At 73.9% G+C, this 16,034-nt stretch carries 15 protein-coding genes; 10 read left to right on the forward strand and 5 right to left on the reverse strand.

The genetic code is table 11. The features are described 5' to 3' along the window. Nucleotides 1-2: 2 nt before the first annotated feature. From AC3CHW_RS29445 to AC3CHW_RS29455, 3 genes are all read left to right on the forward strand, one after another. Complete coding sequence (locus AC3CHW_RS29445; RefSeq protein ID WP_488468471.1) at nucleotides 3-842, forward strand: Asp23/Gls24 family envelope stress response protein; 840 nt, start codon at nucleotides 3-5, stop codon at nucleotides 840-842. Then, on the forward strand, nucleotides 839-1,219 hold the full coding sequence (locus AC3CHW_RS29450; RefSeq protein WP_488468472.1) for an Asp23/Gls24 family envelope stress response protein: 381 nt from the start codon (nucleotides 839-841) through the stop codon (nucleotides 1,217-1,219). The genes AC3CHW_RS29445 and AC3CHW_RS29450 overlap by 4 nt, the downstream gene beginning before the upstream one ends. A gap of 222 nt (nucleotides 1,220-1,441) precedes the next feature. Continuing rightward, entirely contained in the window at nucleotides 1,442-2,419 is a 978-nt protein-coding gene (locus AC3CHW_RS29455) for a class I SAM-dependent methyltransferase (RefSeq protein WP_488468473.1), read from the forward strand. A gap of 329 nt (nucleotides 2,420-2,748) precedes the next feature. On the opposite strand, the gene AC3CHW_RS29460 is transcribed toward AC3CHW_RS29455, so the two are convergent. Further along, nucleotides 2,749-3,918 carry a S1 family peptidase gene (locus AC3CHW_RS29460; RefSeq protein WP_488468474.1) on the reverse strand — a complete coding sequence of 390 codons (1,170 nt, stop codon included), beginning with the start codon at nucleotides 3,916-3,918 and terminating at the stop codon, nucleotides 2,749-2,751. Nucleotides 3,919-4,253: 335 nt separating this feature from the next. Between AC3CHW_RS29460 and AC3CHW_RS29465 the strand changes: the two genes are divergently transcribed. Both AC3CHW_RS29465 and AC3CHW_RS29470 read left to right on the forward strand, forming a co-directional pair. Further along, nucleotides 4,254-4,961 carry an MFS transporter gene (locus AC3CHW_RS29465; protein ID WP_488468475.1) on the forward strand — a complete coding sequence of 236 codons (708 nt, stop codon included), beginning with the start codon at nucleotides 4,254-4,256 and terminating at the stop codon, nucleotides 4,959-4,961. Nucleotides 4,962-4,975: 14 nt separating this feature from the next. Further along, nucleotides 4,976-5,152, forward strand: coding sequence for a hypothetical protein (locus AC3CHW_RS29470; protein ID WP_488468476.1), 177 nt, complete (start codon nucleotides 4,976-4,978; stop codon nucleotides 5,150-5,152). Between the two features lie 314 nt (nucleotides 5,153-5,466). Here AC3CHW_RS29470 and AC3CHW_RS29475 read toward each other — a convergent pair whose 3' ends face one another. Continuing rightward, nucleotides 5,467-6,456, reverse strand: a complete 990-nt coding sequence (locus AC3CHW_RS29475) for a LysR family transcriptional regulator (RefSeq protein ID WP_176160794.1) — start codon at nucleotides 6,454-6,456, stop codon at nucleotides 5,467-5,469. A gap of 222 nt (nucleotides 6,457-6,678) precedes the next feature. On the opposite strand from AC3CHW_RS29475, the gene AC3CHW_RS29480 reads away from it, so the two are divergent. Further along, nucleotides 6,679-7,473, forward strand: coding sequence for an SDR family oxidoreductase (locus tag AC3CHW_RS29480; protein WP_488468477.1), 795 nt, complete (start codon nucleotides 6,679-6,681; stop codon nucleotides 7,471-7,473). Nucleotides 7,474-7,725: 252 nt separating this feature from the next. On the opposite strand, the gene AC3CHW_RS29485 is transcribed toward AC3CHW_RS29480, so the two are convergent. Then, nucleotides 7,726-8,559: an aldo/keto reductase gene (locus AC3CHW_RS29485; protein ID WP_398610609.1), complete on the reverse strand. Its 834-nt coding sequence runs from the start codon at nucleotides 8,557-8,559 to the stop codon at nucleotides 7,726-7,728. 160 nt (nucleotides 8,560-8,719) lie between these two features. Continuing rightward, nucleotides 8,720-10,543, reverse strand: coding sequence for an AMP-dependent synthetase/ligase (locus AC3CHW_RS29490; RefSeq protein WP_398610608.1), 1,824 nt, complete (start codon nucleotides 10,541-10,543; stop codon nucleotides 8,720-8,722). A gap of 434 nt (nucleotides 10,544-10,977) precedes the next feature. On the opposite strand from AC3CHW_RS29490, the gene AC3CHW_RS29495 reads away from it, so the two are divergent. From AC3CHW_RS29495 to AC3CHW_RS29510, 4 genes are all read left to right on the forward strand, one after another. Further along, a complete protein-coding gene (locus AC3CHW_RS29495; protein ID WP_488468478.1) occupies nucleotides 10,978-11,514 on the forward strand; it encodes a hypothetical protein in 537 nt (178 codons plus the stop codon). A 186-nt stretch (nucleotides 11,515-11,700) separates the two neighbouring features. Continuing rightward, complete coding sequence (locus tag AC3CHW_RS29500; RefSeq protein WP_488468479.1) at nucleotides 11,701-12,537, forward strand: DUF4097 family beta strand repeat-containing protein; 837 nt, start codon at nucleotides 11,701-11,703, stop codon at nucleotides 12,535-12,537. Between the two features lie 657 nt (nucleotides 12,538-13,194). Continuing rightward, nucleotides 13,195-14,184 carry an ATP-binding cassette domain-containing protein gene (locus AC3CHW_RS29505; protein ID WP_488468480.1) on the forward strand — a complete coding sequence of 330 codons (990 nt, stop codon included), beginning with the start codon at nucleotides 13,195-13,197 and terminating at the stop codon, nucleotides 14,182-14,184. Next, nucleotides 14,181-14,972: an ABC transporter permease gene (locus AC3CHW_RS29510; protein ID WP_488468481.1), complete on the forward strand. Its 792-nt coding sequence runs from the start codon at nucleotides 14,181-14,183 to the stop codon at nucleotides 14,970-14,972. The genes AC3CHW_RS29505 and AC3CHW_RS29510 overlap by 4 nt, the downstream gene beginning before the upstream one ends. An 83-nt stretch (nucleotides 14,973-15,055) precedes the next feature. Here AC3CHW_RS29510 and AC3CHW_RS29515 read toward each other — a convergent pair whose 3' ends face one another. Beyond that, nucleotides 15,056-15,922, reverse strand: coding sequence for a LysR family transcriptional regulator (locus tag AC3CHW_RS29515; RefSeq protein WP_488471206.1), 867 nt, complete (start codon nucleotides 15,920-15,922; stop codon nucleotides 15,056-15,058). Nucleotides 15,923-16,034 lie beyond the last annotated feature (112 nt).

Below are 16,034 nucleotides of genomic sequence, written 5' to 3' on the forward strand. Positions count from 1 at the left end.
GCATGAACCCAGGTCCGCCCGGCGACGGGCCGGACCGGGACCACGAGAACACCCACCCCCGACCCCAGCACACCCCCGACCCCAGCCAGGACCCCGGGTCCACCTCGCGGCCCGACCCCACCCCGCGACCCGACACCGGCGCGGGCCCCGAACCCGGCTCGCACTCCGACGCCGTTCCCGACACGCTCCCCGAGACCGACCCCGAGGGCGCGGAGGAGGACGAGATCCTGCTGTGCGGGCGCTCGCTGTCGGCCGTGTGGGAGGCGGAGGAAGCGGACGAGCACACCACCGGCTGCCCCTACTGCCGCGAGGCGCTGGCTGGGCTCGGCGTGCTCGACCGGTACGTACGGGAGGCGCGCGCCGAGCGGGAGCCGCCCGCCGAGGCGGTGACGGCCCGGGTGATGAACCTGGTCAGGACCGAGCTGCGGCCCGGCCGGATGCTGCCGCTCGGCGAGCCCGTGGATGACGCGTGGATCGCCGAGGTCGCGGCGGCCAAGGTGTTCCGGGAGACCGCCGAGTCGCTGCCCGGCGTGTTCGCGGGTAGTTGCAAGGTCATGCCGATCGACCCCGCGGCGGCCCGCCGCTCGCTGCTCCCCGGCGGCCCGCGCTACCGGGGGCCGATGCGCGTGGCGCTGGAGCTCACGGCGGCACTGGACTGGACGGTTCCGGAACTGGCCTCGCTCGTACGGCAGTTGGTCGCCGACGCCGCGCGGGACGCCGTCGGCATGGACATCGTGGAGATCGACGTGTCCGTCGTGGACGTCCTGGGTGACGACCTCGGCGACGCGCTGGGCGGCGAGCCGCCGTTCTCCGACGAGACCCGCGAAAGGAGAGAGCGGTGATCCCCTCGCAGGAGGAAGCCAAGGAGCACACCAGCGTCCTGGAGGCGGCTGCCGACGCCGCCCGCCGGACGCCCGGTGTCGCGTACCTGCGGCCCGGCTTCGGCGACCTGGTACGCGGCGCGGCGGTGCGCTACCGCTCCCGCGACGACCAGACGCCGGCCGCCCACCGGATAGCGGGCGTCCGCGCGCAGCGCACCGACCCCCCGCGCGGCTGGAGCCTGCGCATCCACCTCGCGGTCGCCCGCGGGCACCGCGCGCTCGACGTCACCCGCGAGGTCCGCACGGCGGTCACCGAGGCCGTGCGGGAACTCGCGGCGGCGTCCGGCGCGCCGGAGCCGCGGGTGAGCGTCACCATCACGGTCACCGACATCGCCTGAGGAGCGGCCCCGGCCCCGGCCCGGGACCGGCGCCGGTTCGGGCGGGGCGCTGGCCCGGGCGGGGCGCCGGCCCGGGCGGTCCGGGTGGTCCGGATCGGCGCCCCCGCGTTGCCGAACCAGCAACGATGTTTGCCGGCACACCGCACCTGGCGGCAGGCTCGTCGCAGGTGGCCGCGCAACGGCCGGCACACCGCGACACCGTCACGAGCCGGAGGCAGCGTCATGACCCAGGTGCACTCCCACCCGCACGCCCATCAGCCCGGGGACCAGCCGCCCGCGGGCCAGCCGCACGGGCACGCCCACCACCACGCGGACCTGGACTGGGCGACGGAGGGGCCCCGCCTGGTGCGCGAGGCCGAGGTGTACCAACCCGTCACCGAGCAGGTGCTCGACTGGCTCCGCGACCAGTTGGCCGCGACGGGCAGGCAGCCCGGCGCGGTGCGGCGGGTGCTCGACATCGGCAGCGGCCCCGGGGTCGCCACCTGTCTGCTCGCCGAGGCGTTCCCGGAGGCCGAGGTCGTCGCGGTGGACGCGGCCCAACCCCTCCTCGACCTCACCGCCGAGCGCGCGGCGCGGCGCGGCCTCGGCGACCGGGTCAGCACGCTGCTGGCCGACCTCCCGGACGGCGTCGCCGGCGCCGCGCCCGAGGAGGCGGGCCGGGTCGTGGCCGGCATCGGCGAGGCCGACCTCATCTGGTCCCGCAAGGTGCTGCACCATGTCGGTGACCAGGGCGACATCGTGCGGCGGCTGGCCCGCGCGCTGCGTCCGGGCGGGCTGATGGCCCTGACCGAGGGCGGGCTGCCGCTGCGGTTCCTGCCCCGCGACTTCGGCCTCGGCCGGCCCGGCCTCCAGGCCCGGCTGACCACGGCCACCGAGGACCGGTTCGACGGCATGCGGGCCGGGCTGCCGGGCAGCACCCGGGTGGTCGAGGACTGGGCCGGGCTGCTCACCGACGCCGGCCTGCGCGAGGCCGCCAGCCGCAGCTTCCTGCTCGACCTGCCGGCGCCGCTCGGCGCGGACGGGCGCGCGTACCTCGCCTCCGTCCTGTCCCGCTTCCAGGAGCACGCGCCGGAGCTGCTGGGCGCGGAGGACGCGGCCGTGCTCGACCAGTTGCTCGACCCCGAGCACCCCGAGGGCATCGCCCGCCGCCCGGACGCGTTCGTGCTGACGGCCGAGACCGTACACACCGCGCGCGCGTGAGCCCGGGCGCCACCGGGCGGACCTGAAGCGGACGACGAGCGCGCCCGGCCCGTCTCCTCCGCCCTCTCCGCCTTCTCCGTCCTCCCCCGTCGCGTACGCCGAACGCCGCCGACCCGGTGCGGGGCGGCGGCGCTGGTGGTGTGGGGCGGGGGCGAGCGGCGCTGGCGTGGGGGCGCGGGCGCTGGGTGGGTGCGGGGCTGGGAGTGCGGGGGCCGACGCGCTGGCGTCGGCCCCCGGTCGTGCCGTGGTCTGCCGCTGGCCGTTCATCGGGTCGGTCAGCGGGTCCGGGTGGTGCGGGCCGGCGGGCCCGCACCACGGGTGGGGGTGGGTCAGCCGGTGACCAGCTTCAGCCCGTAGGCGCTCAGGATCGGGTTGATGGGCTGGTGGTACGTGGTGCCACCGCTGCTGCAGTTGCCGGAGCCACCGGAGGTGACGCCCTGCGCCTGGCTACCGGAGATGTACGAACCGCCGGAGTCGCCGGGCTCGGCACAGACGCTGGTGCGCGTCACGCCGGAGACGGTGCCCTGCGGGTAGCTGACGCTGGTGTTGTGCTGCTGCACGGTGCCGCAGTGCCAGCCGGTGGTGGAACCGGAGCGGCAGATCGAGCCGCCGACGGCCGTCTGCTGCGAGCCGGAGACGGTGACGTTGCCGCTCGGGCCCTTCACCCACGGGCGGGCCGTCCACTGGCTGTTGACGGCGACCCAGGCCATGTCGGCGCCGGGGAAGCGGGACGCCTGGAAGGTGCCCTGCGCCACGCGGTTGTAGCCGGTGGTGGACGCGCCGGCGCGGCCACAGTGGCCGGCGGTGGCGAAGCCCTGCTGGGTGCCCTTGGTCACCGAGAAGCCGACGGAGCAGCGCGAGCCGCTGCCGATGTAGTACGCGTCGCCGCCGCGCACGTCGTAGAACGTCTGCGGCTGCTCGGCGGACTTGACCACGCGCACCAGCGAGCGGTCCGCACCGCTCTTGGCGATCAGGGTGCGGGCGGCGGCCGGGTCGGAGGCGCGGACCACGACGCTGTTGGACTTGACGTCCACGTACCAGACCGGGGCGGCCTTGGTGGAGTTGCTGCGGGCCGCCCGGTCGAGCGCGCTCTTCGCGGCGTCCAGTTCCTTCAGGGTGTGCTTGACGACCTGGGCCTTGGCGCCGGTGGCGGAGATGGGCGCGCTGTCGGCCGGGTCGGTGGTGGCGACGACCAGGCGGGCGTCGTCGCCGGTCAGCCAGGAGCCACCGAAGTCGGCGCCGACCGTGCCGCGGAGCTTGGCCTCCAGGGTGGCGGCCCGGTACTCGTTCGCTATGCGCTCCTTGGCCTCAGTGGGGGTCAGGCCGAGGTCGCGCTCCATCGCCTTGAGCATGCCGGCCGGCAGCGCGGGTGTGGCGCTCTCGGCGGCGACGGTGGAAGCGGAGGAGGGGCCGTTGTCGGCCACGGCAGGGAGGGTGGTCAGGGAGAAGGCGCTCATGGCGATGGCGCAACCAGCGATCAAGCCACGTCTGCGGAGCATCTGGTGTTCTCCTCATGTCGGGGGTGGCGTCACCGTAATCCGGACGCGCTTGGGCGTGGACCTGTCAACTTCCTCATATCGCGACGGTATGGCGCCGATCACGCCGTCCGGCCGGGAAGGCCCCGTTGCGGAACGCGGCGTTCGGCTGCGGGTCACGAATCGCCGGCCTCGGGCCGCCCCGGCCAGCGGGGTCCCCACACGGCGTACGGGTTCGGGGACGGCCCCCTGGGACTCGTACTCTCGCGCTCTTTGACAGCCGGGGGCGCGTTATGTCTACAACTTGTCATGACGAATCACCTGTTGATCCGACGGGCAGCCAGTCGGCGCCCGTGAGAATGCCACTGCGCAGAACGCGGAATTTCCGGAACCTCTGGCTGTCCCGGGTGCTTTCCGTAGGGGGTTCTTCCGTCACCCTCGTGGCGATGCCGGTACTGGTGTATCAGGAAACGAAGTCTCCCTTTCTCGTTTCCCTGGTCGCCGCGAGCGAGGCCCTGCCCTACGTCCTGTTCGGGCTGCTCGCCGGCGCCGTCGCCGACCGGGCGCACCGTCGCCGGCTCATGGTCGCCGCCGACCTGCTCAACTGCGCCTGCGTCGGCAGCGTGCCCCTCGCCGCCGCCCTGGGCGCGCTGACGCCCGCCCACGTCCTCACCGCCGCGTCCCTGTCATCCACGCTGTACGTCTTCTTCGACGCCGCCGGCTACGGACTGGTCCCGGCCGCCGTGGGCCGCGACCGGCTCGCCGAGGCCAACAGCGCGCTGTGGGGCGGCGAGACGGCCGTACGGATCGCCGGCACGGCGATGGCCGGCACCCTGATCGCCGTCACCAGCGCCTCCGGCGCGCTCGCCCTGGACGCGCTGTCCCTCCTCGCCTCCGCGCTGCTGCTCCGGGGCATCGGCTACGCGCCGACCCACCGGGGCGGCGGCGCGGCGGACCGGCCCGAGCTGCTGGCGTCCATCCGCGAGGGGGTGCGCTTCCTGTGGGGGCACCCGGTGCTGCGGACCATGACCGTCGCCGGCGGTCTCCAGTCCTCCAGGGCCGGGTGAACACGACCCGGCGCATGCTGTCGTCCGGCCTCGGCGTCCCGCTGGGAGCGCTGGTCGCGAGTGCGGTGACGGTCGCCGTCCACGTGCGCGCCGGGCTGCTCCTCGCGGTGGCCGCGATCGCCCTGGCCTCGGTGATCGTCTGGGCCACCCGCCCCCGGGCGCGCGCCGCGGCCGAGGAAGCGGCGATCTGACGCGGACGGCCCGCCGAAAACGAGAGCCGGCCCGTTTCGCGGGGCGGGAATTGCGCGACGCGGACACGACGCCGCGTTTTCCGTCGGGCCAGCCAGCGCGTGCGGAAAAACCTCAACCATCCGCGTTCCGTGCCGGGTCCGCGCGTCCCCGGCGCATTCCGCGAGCGTCGCCTCAATTCCGTACGCCTCGGAACTCGACCACCGGTAGACATGCCGGAGTGAAAGCAGATACGCCGGAGCGAAACGAGAGCCGGTGCGTGACGGCGGCGGGCGGTCCGCGGGAAACAGCGGTCGAACCGGCCCCGGCCGCCCTCTCAGGGCGCGGCCGGGCCGACCGTGGCCGTGCCGAAGGCCGCGCTACATCGCGCGTGGGACCGGAGCCAGGTCGCGTACGGCTCGCTGCGTCGCACCGCGTCCGCGTGCGCCGCCCTGGCGTGCCCCGCGACGGCGGGCGCGGTGTCGGCGGCCGGCGCGCCGGGGTGCCAGCCGATCATGTGCCGCCAGCTCAGCGGCGCCCCGGCCAGCGGCCGGATGACCACGCCGGGCGTCGGCGGGAAGGTGGCCCGGCACAGGCCCACGGCGCGGCCCACCTGGACGAGGTGCACGCAGGAGGCCGTATCGGTCTCGAAGACGGAAACCGGTGTGAAGCCGGCGCGTGCGCAGGCCGCCGCGAAGCAGTCCCCGAAACACCCGTCACCGGGCACGTCCGTCCACGACTCCGACGCCAGCGCGCTCAGCTTCAACTCCACCTCGCCGGCCAGCGGGTGGTCCTCGACCAACATCACGAACACCGGGTCGGTGCCGATCGGCTGCCAGGTCAGTTGGTCGGCCACCGGTGGCGGGCTCTGCCCGCACACGCCGATGAGCGCGTAGTCCAACCGCCCCTCGACGACCATCGTGCTCAACTCCTGGACGGACCAGGAGGTGTACGTGCTGACCGGGGCGGACGGGTGGGCCGTCGCCAACCGGTCGATGAGGCCGCCGAGGAGTGGCCCGTGGGTGCCGCCGATGCGGAACCGCTGGATGTGCGCCCATGCGTTCGCGAACCGCACGGCCTCCTCCTGGAGCTCGCGCACCGCGGGCAGCAGCACCCGGGCCCGGTCCAGAACCAACTCACCCAGCGGGGTCGGTCTCGCCCCGGTGCGGTCCCGAACGAACAGCGGCCCACCCAGTGCCCGCTCAATCCGCTTGAGTTGGGTACTGAGGGCGGGCTGCGCGAGTCCTAGTGAGGCTGCGGCCTTGGTCAGCGAGCCGGTGTCGGCTATCGCGCGTATCGCTCTGAGGTGCCGCAACTCAAGCTCCATATGCGAAAGCTATGGCGGCATCTCCGTGGCAGCAATACACGTGCCCGACCTTCTCGCGTAACCTCCCTTTCCGCCGCGGCGACCCGGGGCGACGGCGGCCTGGCAGGAATGCGGGGGTGCGCTCGGCGAGTTGGCATCTGCGAACCCTGATCAGCGGGGTGGGCGGTGCCCCGCGCGGAGCCGTACCCCGCCCCGCGCACCGCCGTCGAAAGGCAGGACCTGATGTCCACCTCGGACAACTCGGACACGACAACAGCCTCCGCCCCGGCCCCCGCCCCTGCCGCCGCCTCCGTCCCGTACTCGCCGCTCGCCGACCGCACCGTCGTCATCCTCGGCGGCGGCTCCGGCATGGGATACGCCGTGGCGCGCCGCTCGGTGGCGCACGGGGCCCGGGTGGTGCTCGGCGGGCGCACGGCCGACCGGCTGGCCGCCGCGGCCGAGGCGTTGGGGGAGCGGGCGAGTTGGCGCACGGTGGACACCACCGACCAGGAGTCGCTGGCGGCCTTCTTCGCCCCGCTGGAGCGCGTGGACCACCTGTTCACGCCGGCCGCCTCGTACCAGACGGGCCCCATGCTGGAGCTGGACGACGAGGCGGCCGAGTCGCCCTTCACCTCGAAGTTCTGGGGGCAGTACTACGCGGTCAAGCACGCCGCGCCCAAGCTGGCCCGCGACGGCTCGGTGGTGCTGGTCTCCGGCGCGGCGAGCGTGCGCCCGTTCGGCGCGGCTCCCGCGTACGCGGCGTGCAACGCGGCCGTCGAGGGCCTCGGGCGCGGCCTCGCCGTCGAGCTGGCCCCGGTGCGGGTCAACGTCGTCTCGCCCGGCGCACTCGACGGCGACCTGTGGGGGCGCCGCCCGGCCGAGGTACGGGAGGAGGGCTTCGCGCGCTACCGCGAGGCCACGGTGCTGGGCCGGATCGGCACCGAGGACGAGGTGGCCGACAGCGTGGTGTTCCTGTTCGGCAACGGCAACATGACGGGCTCCACGCTCTACCCCGACGGCGGATACGCCCTGCGCTGACGACGTGACGTCCGTCCCCGCTGTTCACGGGCGCGCCCCCGCGCGCGGCAGCCCACCTTGACTGGGCAGCGTGCCTGCGCGCGTGGCGGGCCGGCGACGCACGCGCCCCCGCCGCCCGGCCCCGAAAGGGGCGGGCGACGGGGGCGCGTGCTGACGGGGCGCCGGAGGCGCCGACGGTGGGCCGGCGCGGGCGTACCGCGACCCCGCCTCGCCGGCTCGGGGCCGCTGCGGGCGGGGATGCGACGGGAGGGCTCAGCTCACGTCGAAGGTGTCCGGGTCCGGCCCCGTACGCCGACCGGCGTCGAGGCCGGCCAGGGTCGCGAGGTCGTCGGCGTCCAGCTCGAAGTCGAACACGTCGATGTTCTCGCGGATGCGCGAGGGCGTCACCGACTTGGGAATGACCACGTTCCCGAGCTGGAGGTGCCAGCGCAGGACGGCCTGGGCCGGGGACTTGCCGTGCTTGGCCGCGATGGCGCCGATCTTCGGGTCGTCGAGCAGACCCTTGCCGGAACCCAGCGGCGACCACGCCTCGGTGGCGATGCCGTGCTCGGCGTGGAAGGCGCGCAGCGCGCCCTGCTGGAGGTGGGGGTGCAGCTCGATCTGGTTGAGCGCGGGGACCACCGACGTCTCGGCGAACAGCCGCTCCAGGTGCGCGGGGTGGAAGTTGGACACGCCGATCGCCTTGGCGCGGCCCTCGGCGTGGATCTTCTCCAGCGCCTTGTACGTGTCCACGTAGGCGTCCCGGGCGGGGGCGGGCCAGTGGATCAGATACAGGTCCACGTAGTCGAGGCCGAGCTTGCTGAGCGAGGAGTCGAAGGCGCGCAGCGCCGCGTCGTACCCCTGGTCGGTGTTCCAGACCTTCGTCGTGATGAACAGTTCCTCGCGGGGAATGCCCGACTCGGCGACCGCCTTGCCCGTGCCCTCTTCGTTGCCGTACGCGGCGGCCGTGTCCACGCTGCGGTAGCCGGCCTCAAGGGCCGTGCTCACCGCGGCGGTGGCCTCGTCGTTACCGACCTGCCACACGCCGAAGCCAAGCTGCGGCAGCGCGGCGCCGGTGTTCAGGGTGATGGAGGGGACCTTGCTCACGAGCAATCGATCCTTACGTTGGGGGTCGTCGTACTCCAGCGTCAACGCGAGGCCCGGTGATCGCATTCCCACCGTGGCCGGATTCCCGCCCCCCGCCGGCGCGCCCCTCGGCCCGCCGCGCGCCCCGACCCGCTGCGCGCCCGCGCGCGGGGCGCGTACGTCAGGTGCGGTAGAGCGCCTCGACCTCGCTGGCGTACGCCTGCTCGATGGCCTTCCGCCTGAGCTTGAGGGACGGCGTGAGGAGCCCCTGTTCCTCGCTGAACTGGGCGGCCAGTATCCGGAACGTACGGATCGACTCGGGGTGGGAGACCAGCGTGTTGGCCGCCACCACGGCCCGCCGGATCTCGGCCTCCAGGTCGGGGTCGCGGACCAGCTCGGCCGGCGGCAGGCGGGGCTTGTCGCGCATCTGGAGCCAGTGCGCGACCGCGTCCGGGTCGAGGGTGACCAGCGCGGCGACGAACGGGCGGTCGTTGCCGACCACGATGCACTGCGCGACCAGCGGATGGCCCCGCACCCGCTCCTCCAGGGCCATGGGCGAGACGGTCTTCCCGCCGGAGGTCACCAGGACCTCCTTCTTGCGGCCGGTGATGGTGAGGTAGCCGTCCTCGTCGAGGGCGCCGATGTCGCCGGTGGCCAGCCAGCCGTCGCGCAGCGCGGCGGCGGTCGCCTTCGGGTCGCCGAGGTAGCCGGCGAAGACCTGCCCGCCGCGCACCAGCACCTCGCCGTCGTCGGCGAGACGCACCGTGGTGCCGGGGATGGGCTGGCCGACGGTGCCGAAGCGGGGGCGCTCCGGGGGGTTCGCGGTGGCCGCCGCCGTGGACTCGGTCAGGCCGTACCCCTCGAAGATGGTGATGCCGGCGCCCGCGAAGAACAGCCCGAGCCGCCGTTCCATCGCCGAGCCGCCCGACATGGCGTGTCGGATGCGCCCGCCCATGGCCTCGCGCAGCTTGCCGTAGACGAGCTTGTCGTAGAGCTGGTGCTGGACGCGCAGGGCGGCGCCGGGGCCGCCGCCGGCACCGAACGCCTTGCGTTCGGCCGCCTCGGCGTACCGCACCGCCACCTCGAACGCCTTGTCGAAGGGGCCCGCCCTGCCCGCCGCCTCGGCGCTGCGTCGGGCCGCGGCGAAGACCCGCTCGAAGATGTGGGGAACCGCCAGGATGAACGTGGGCCGGAAGGCGCGCAGGTCCGGCAGCAGGGCGGCGGCGGACAGCTCCGGCTGGTGGCCCAGCTTCACCCGGCACCGCACGGCGGCGACCTGCACCATCCGCCCGAAGACGTGGGCCAGCGGCAGGAACAGCAGGGTGCTCGCCTCGTCGCCGGGCCGGGAGTGGAACACCGACTCGTAGCGCGCGACGATGTTGTCGGCTTCCGCCATGAAGTTGGCGTGGGTCAGTACGCAGCCCTTGGGGCGGCCCGTCGTGCCCGAGGTGTAGATGATCGTCGCGGTCGAGTCGGGGGTCAGCGCCAGCCGGTGCCGGTGCACCACGTCGTCGTCCAGGTCCCGCCCGCTGGCGAGCAGGTCCGCCAGCGCCCCGGCGTCCAGTTGCCAGAGCTGGGTGAGCCGGGGCAGCCGGTCGATGACGGAGCCGACGGTCATGGCGTGGTCCTCGTGCTCGACCACGCACGCCCGGACCTCGGCGTCGTGCAGCGTCCACAGCACCTGCTCGGCGGACGAGCTGGGGTACAGCGGTACGGACTGGGCGCCGATCGACCACAGCGCGAAGTCGAACAGGGTCCACTCGTAGCGCGTGCGGCACATGATGCCGACCCGGTCGCCGAACCGTACGCCCCGCACGAGCAGCCCCTTGGCCAGGGCCATCACCTCGTCGCGGAACTCACCCGAGGTCACGTCCTGCCAGCGGTCGTCGACCTTGCGCGCGAACGTCACCCGCCCCGGGTCGTCGGCGGCATGGTCGAACACGACGTCCGCCAGCCCTCCGACCTGCGGCGCCGTCGCCAAGGGTGGGACGGTGAACTCGCGCAACTACTCACTCCTCGGGCTCCACGCAGCGCCGCGACCGTACCCGATCCCGAGGGCGTCAGGCGGTGGCGCTCCGTATGCGATGGCGATGGCATCGCCGCTGGTCAACGCGGTGAGACGGGCCTATTCGTAACCCCTTGGGCGGACATCGGGGCGGTGGCGCGATCTTTGTGGCCGGATTCTGCACCGAATCTTTCCGAACGAGGCACCCGGGCTCTACACCCGCGCACTCGCTTTCTGTCGTTTCCGTCCTTTCCGTCGGCGAGGCGGGTCGTCGGACGGTCGGAGTGGCCGGTCGGAGTGGCCTGCCGACGGGCCCGGCCGAGCCGGCTCGGCGTGGGCGCGACGTGGGACACGGCGTCGCTGTGGCGCTGTGGTGGCGCCCGTGGCGCACGCTCGGGCTTGTCATGGCGCCACATTGGCGCCATGATGGCGCCATGGACCTCGCACCGTACGTCGACAACCTCCGACACGAACTGGCGGTGGCCGCGGCAGCGGGCGGCGACGAAGCCCGCGCACTGGCCGAGCGGCTCACCGCTCCGCTGGAGTCGGCCGCCCGGCTCACCCTGCTGAACGCGCTGTCCGCCGCGGTGGACGAGATCACCCGCGAGCTGGCGCCGGGCTCGGTCGACGTGCGGCTGCGCGGGCTCGACCCGGAGTTCGTGGTGACGGCGCCGCCGGAGCAGGAGGTGTACGAGCAGGCGCGGGAGCGCGAGGACGCGCCGAGCGGCGCGCCGACGCCCCCGTCGCCGCCCGCGCCGGAGGGTGAGGACGGCGGCACGGCCCGGATCAACTTCCGGTTGCCCGCGCACCTCAAGACCCGGATCGAGGACGCCGCGAGCCACGAGGGGCTCTCGGTCAACGCCTGGCTGGTGCGGGCGGCGGCCACCGCCCTGGAGCCCGACGCCGGCGGGCGCACCCCGAACCGTGGTCGCCGCCGCGGCGGCCAGAGCTACACCGGCTGGGTGCGCTAGCCGCCGGCACACGGCCCGCCTATCCCGCGCGCCCGCCGCACCCCGCGCGCCCGCCGCGCCCCGCGCGCCCGCCGCGCCACCAGCCCAGCCCAGCCCAGCCCAGCCCCGCACCGCACCAGCATCAGGCCGCCCCGCAAGGCCGCGACCAGCACACCAGCCATCACCCAAACCCAGGACGGGACCGCCATGCCTGAGTTCGACACGCCCGAACCCATCTCCGTGACCATCGAAGGCGACTTCGGCGACACCCGCGTCACGGCCGGCAAGCGCGCCGTGACGGTCGTCGAGGTGCTGCCGGACAACGGCGCCGAGGAGAACGACGTCCGGGCCGCCCAACAGACCAAGGTCACCTACGCGAACGGCACCCTGCTGGTCAAGGGCCCCAAGCGGCGCTCCCTCTTCGGCCGCACCGGGACCCTGGACGTGACCATCGAGCTGCCCGCGGGCTCGCACGTGCAAGGCGGCATGGCCGTCGGGGACGTCATCTGCGAGGGCCGGTTCGGACACTGCGACCTCAAGGTCTCGGTCGGCGACATCCGGGTCGGCGAGGCCGAACGCGCCCACCTCAGGACCGGGCTCGGCGACATCACCGTGGACCGCGTGGTCGGCGACACCGAGATCAACGGCGCCGGCCGGGTCACCGCCGGGACGCTGGGCGGCGCGGCCACGATCAAGAACCTGCACGGCGAGACGACCATCGGCGAGGCCGGCGGCGACCTACGGGTCAACTCCTCCAACGGCCGGATCTCCATCGGCGTCGCCCACGCCGGGGTCGACGCCAGATCCGCCCACAGCGGCATTCGGGTCGGCGAGGTCGCGCGCGGCACGGTCACGCTCCAGACCGGCACCGGCGACCTGGAGGTCGGCGTCCGGGAAGCCGTCGCCGTCTGGGTCGACGCCCACTCGGGGCTGGGAGCGGTACGCAACACCCTGACCCCGACCGAGGAACCGCGCGCCACGGACGAGACCGTCCAGGTACGCGCCCGCACCCGACTCGGCGACATCCTGCTCCACCGCTCCTGACCCACCCCCGCCCCGCCAACCACCCAAGTTCCCAACCCCACCCCGTAGTTCACCGTCCCGGCCGCACTCCCAGGCGGGCGCCACCCGCCGCGTACCGTGCCCCGCTCCCTCGACGCCGCCACGGCCCCGGACGCGGCCCCGTACGCCTCGGCCTCACCCGCCTCGCCCCGTCGCACCCGCCGCCCGTGCCCGCGACCACCCGCCGCGGCCAGGTCAGCCACGCCCGCGCGCCCGGCAGAGTGGCGCGCCTCAGACAGGCAACGCGCCACGAGCAAGCCGGCGTAGCCAAGCAGCCACACCAGCCAACGCCGCAGCCGTACGCCACGGACTCGCGGCGCGGACGCACGACGTAGGCGCACGAAGCGAGCGCGGCAGCGCCGCCGGCCCGCCCAACCAGCCCGTATCTCAGGGAAGTTAGCGCCAGACGCGCCGCGCACCGGCCTCGCCCGCGCCCCCGTACGACCGCCCGCCGGTACGCGCCGCCCACCCACACCCGCCGCAACGCCGACCACCCCTGCCCGCGACGGCACCCCATTCCACCAACCGCCCCACCAGCCACCCCACCCACCCAGCACCACCAGCACACCCACGACGGCAGCACCCACCACCACACCCACCCACCCACCACCACACCCACAACCAAGGAAGAAGAGGCTCATGCCCGCCACTCATACCGGGGCGTCGCGTGTCGCCCCCACGGCAGCGGCGATATCCGCGGCCGGGTTGCGCAAGTCATACGGCGACAAGCTGGTGCTCGACGGCATTGACCTGCGCATCGCCGAGGGAACCATCTTCGCGCTGCTCGGGCCGAACGGTGCCGGCAAGACCACGACCGTGGAGATCCTGTCCACGCTGATCGCCGCGGACGCCGGTGAGGCCCGGGTCGCCGGCTGTGACCTGGCGCGCGAGCCGGACGGCGTACGCGCCGCCATCGGCGTCACCGGCCAGTTCGCGGCGGTGGACAACCTGTTGACCGCCGAGGAGAACATGTTCCTGATGGCCGACCTGCACCACCTCGGCCGCGCCGAGGGCCGCCGCCGAACCGCCGCGTTACTGCGCCGCTTCGACCTGGCCGACGCGGCCCGCAGGTCGGTCGCCACCTTCTCGGGTGGCATGCGACGCAAGCTCGACCTGGCGATGACGCTGGTCGGCGATCCGCGCATCATCTTCCTCGACGAGCCGACCACCGGCCTCGACCCGCGCAGCCGCCGCACCATGTGGGACATCATCCGCGAACTGGTCGCCGAGGACGGCGTCACCATCTTCCTCACCACGCAGTACCTGGAGGAGGCCGACCAACTCGCCGACCGCATCGCGGTCCTGGACCGTGGCACGCTGATCGCCGAGGGCACCGCCGAGGAGCTCAAGCGCCGCATCCCGGGCGGCCACATCCAACTCTCCTTCGCCGAGCCGCACCGCTTCCAACTCGCCGCCGAACTCTTCGAGACGGCCGTACGCGACACCGACAGCCGCACCCTGCGCATTCCCAGCGACGGCAGCGTCTCGACGCTGCGGGCCGTGCTCGACATCCTGGACGGCGCCGCGCTGGAGGCCGACACGCTCACCGTGCACACCCCCGACCTCGACGACGTCTTCCTGACCCTCACCAGCCCCGCCAACCCCACCACCAGCCGGAGCGCGTCATGAGCACTGCTTCCCACGCCGTCGCCGACTCGATGACCATGCTGCGGCGCAACCTGCGGCACGCCGTGCGCTACCCGTCCATGACGTTCGCGGTCGTCGGCATGCCGGTGATGATGCTGCTGCTGTTCAACTACGTCTTCGGCGACGCCCTGGGCACCGGCATCGCGGACGCGCCGACGGGCAGCGGCGACTACATCGACTACGTGGCGCCCGGCATCATCCTGATGGCGGCCACGTCCGGGTCCCTGGTCACCGCGGTCGGCGTGTGCGTCGACATGACCGAGGGCATCGTGAGCCGGTTCCGCACCATGGCCATCACGCGCGGCTCCATCCTGACCGGGCACGTGGTGGGCAGCGCGATCCAGACCATGGTCAGCATCGCGCTCGTCGTCGGCGTCGCGCTGGCCATCGGCTTCCGGCCGAACGCCAACCCCGCCGAGTGGATCGCCGTCATCGGCCTGCTCGCCCTGGTGACGCTGGCGCTGTCCTGGCTGGCCGCCGCCATGGGCCTGGTGTCCAAGAGCGTCGAGACCGCGAGCAACGCGCCCATGCCGCTCCAGTTCCTCCCGTTCATCGGCAGCGCCATCGTGCCCCCGGAGTCGATGCCCACCGGCGTGCGCTGGTTCGCCGACTACCAGCCGTTCACGCCCGTCATCGAGACGCTGCGCGGGCTGCTGCTCGGCACCGGGATCGGCGACAGCGGCCTCATCGCCCTCGCCTGGTGCGTCGGCCTCACCGCGGTCGGCTACCTGTGGTCGCGGGTGGCGTACGACCGGATCGTCAAGCGGTAGCGCGCCCCGGGACATCCCGCACAGCCCCCCGGCCGGACCCCGCACCCCCCGCGGGTTCGGCCGGGGCACGGGCGCGCCCCCGGTCAGCCGCCCCGGTGCAGCCGGTCCCCGGCCGCGAGGAGCGCCGCGGCCAACGCGTCCGCGCCGCCGTGCGCGGCGCCCGCGCCCGCGCCGCGCAGCAACGCGAACTCCACCGCACCCAGGTCGGGCAGGCCCACCCGGTCCGGCACCCGGACCAGGCCGGGCGGGATCATGCCCCGGGTGTGCGCCATGACGCCGAGCCCGGCCCGGGCCGCGGCGACCAGCCCGTTCAGGCTGCCGCTGGTGCACGCGATCCGCCAGGCCCGGCCGTGCCGCTCCAACACCTCAAGGGCGCGGGCCCGGGTGAGGCCCGGTGGCGGGAACAGGATCAGCGGCAGCGGCCGGTCCGGCTCGATCCGTAGCCGGTCGCTGCCGATCCAGACCAGTCGGTCCCGCCACACGAGCTGGCCGCCGGGCCGGTCGGGCGAGCGCTTGGCCAGGACGAGGTCCAACCGCCCGGCCTCAAGCAACGCGTGCAGCGTCCCGGACAACTCCACGGTCAGCTCCAGGTCAACGCGCGGATGGTCGCGCCGGAAGCCCTCCAGGATCTCCGGGAGCTGGGTCAGGACGAAGTCCTCGGAGGCCCCGAACCGGAGCCGCCCGCGCGGCCTGGCGCCCGCGAACCAACGCGCCGCGCGCTCGTTCGCCTCCAGGATCGTGCGGGCGAACCCCAACATCGCCTCGCCGTCCTCGGTCAACTCCACGCTGTGCGTGTCACGGAGGAAGAGTTGCCGGCCGGCCGCCGCCTCCAGCTTGCGCACCTGCTGGCTGACCGTCGACTGACGCAGCCCGAGCCGCTGCGCGGCCTGCGTGAAGCTCAGGGTCTGGGCGACCGTACGGAAGGTGCGCAACTGCGCCGGGTCGAACATGCCGCCACCGTAGCCCGTCATCGCGGACCGTGATGACAGTGAGAACGGTGTGCGCCTTTCCCGATGAGCGAACGCTGCGGCAGGGTGGCCGGGTACCGGCCGACTCGGTCGG

It is taken from the genome of Streptomyces sp. MGP-BFMKR1 (assembly GCF_057766585.1).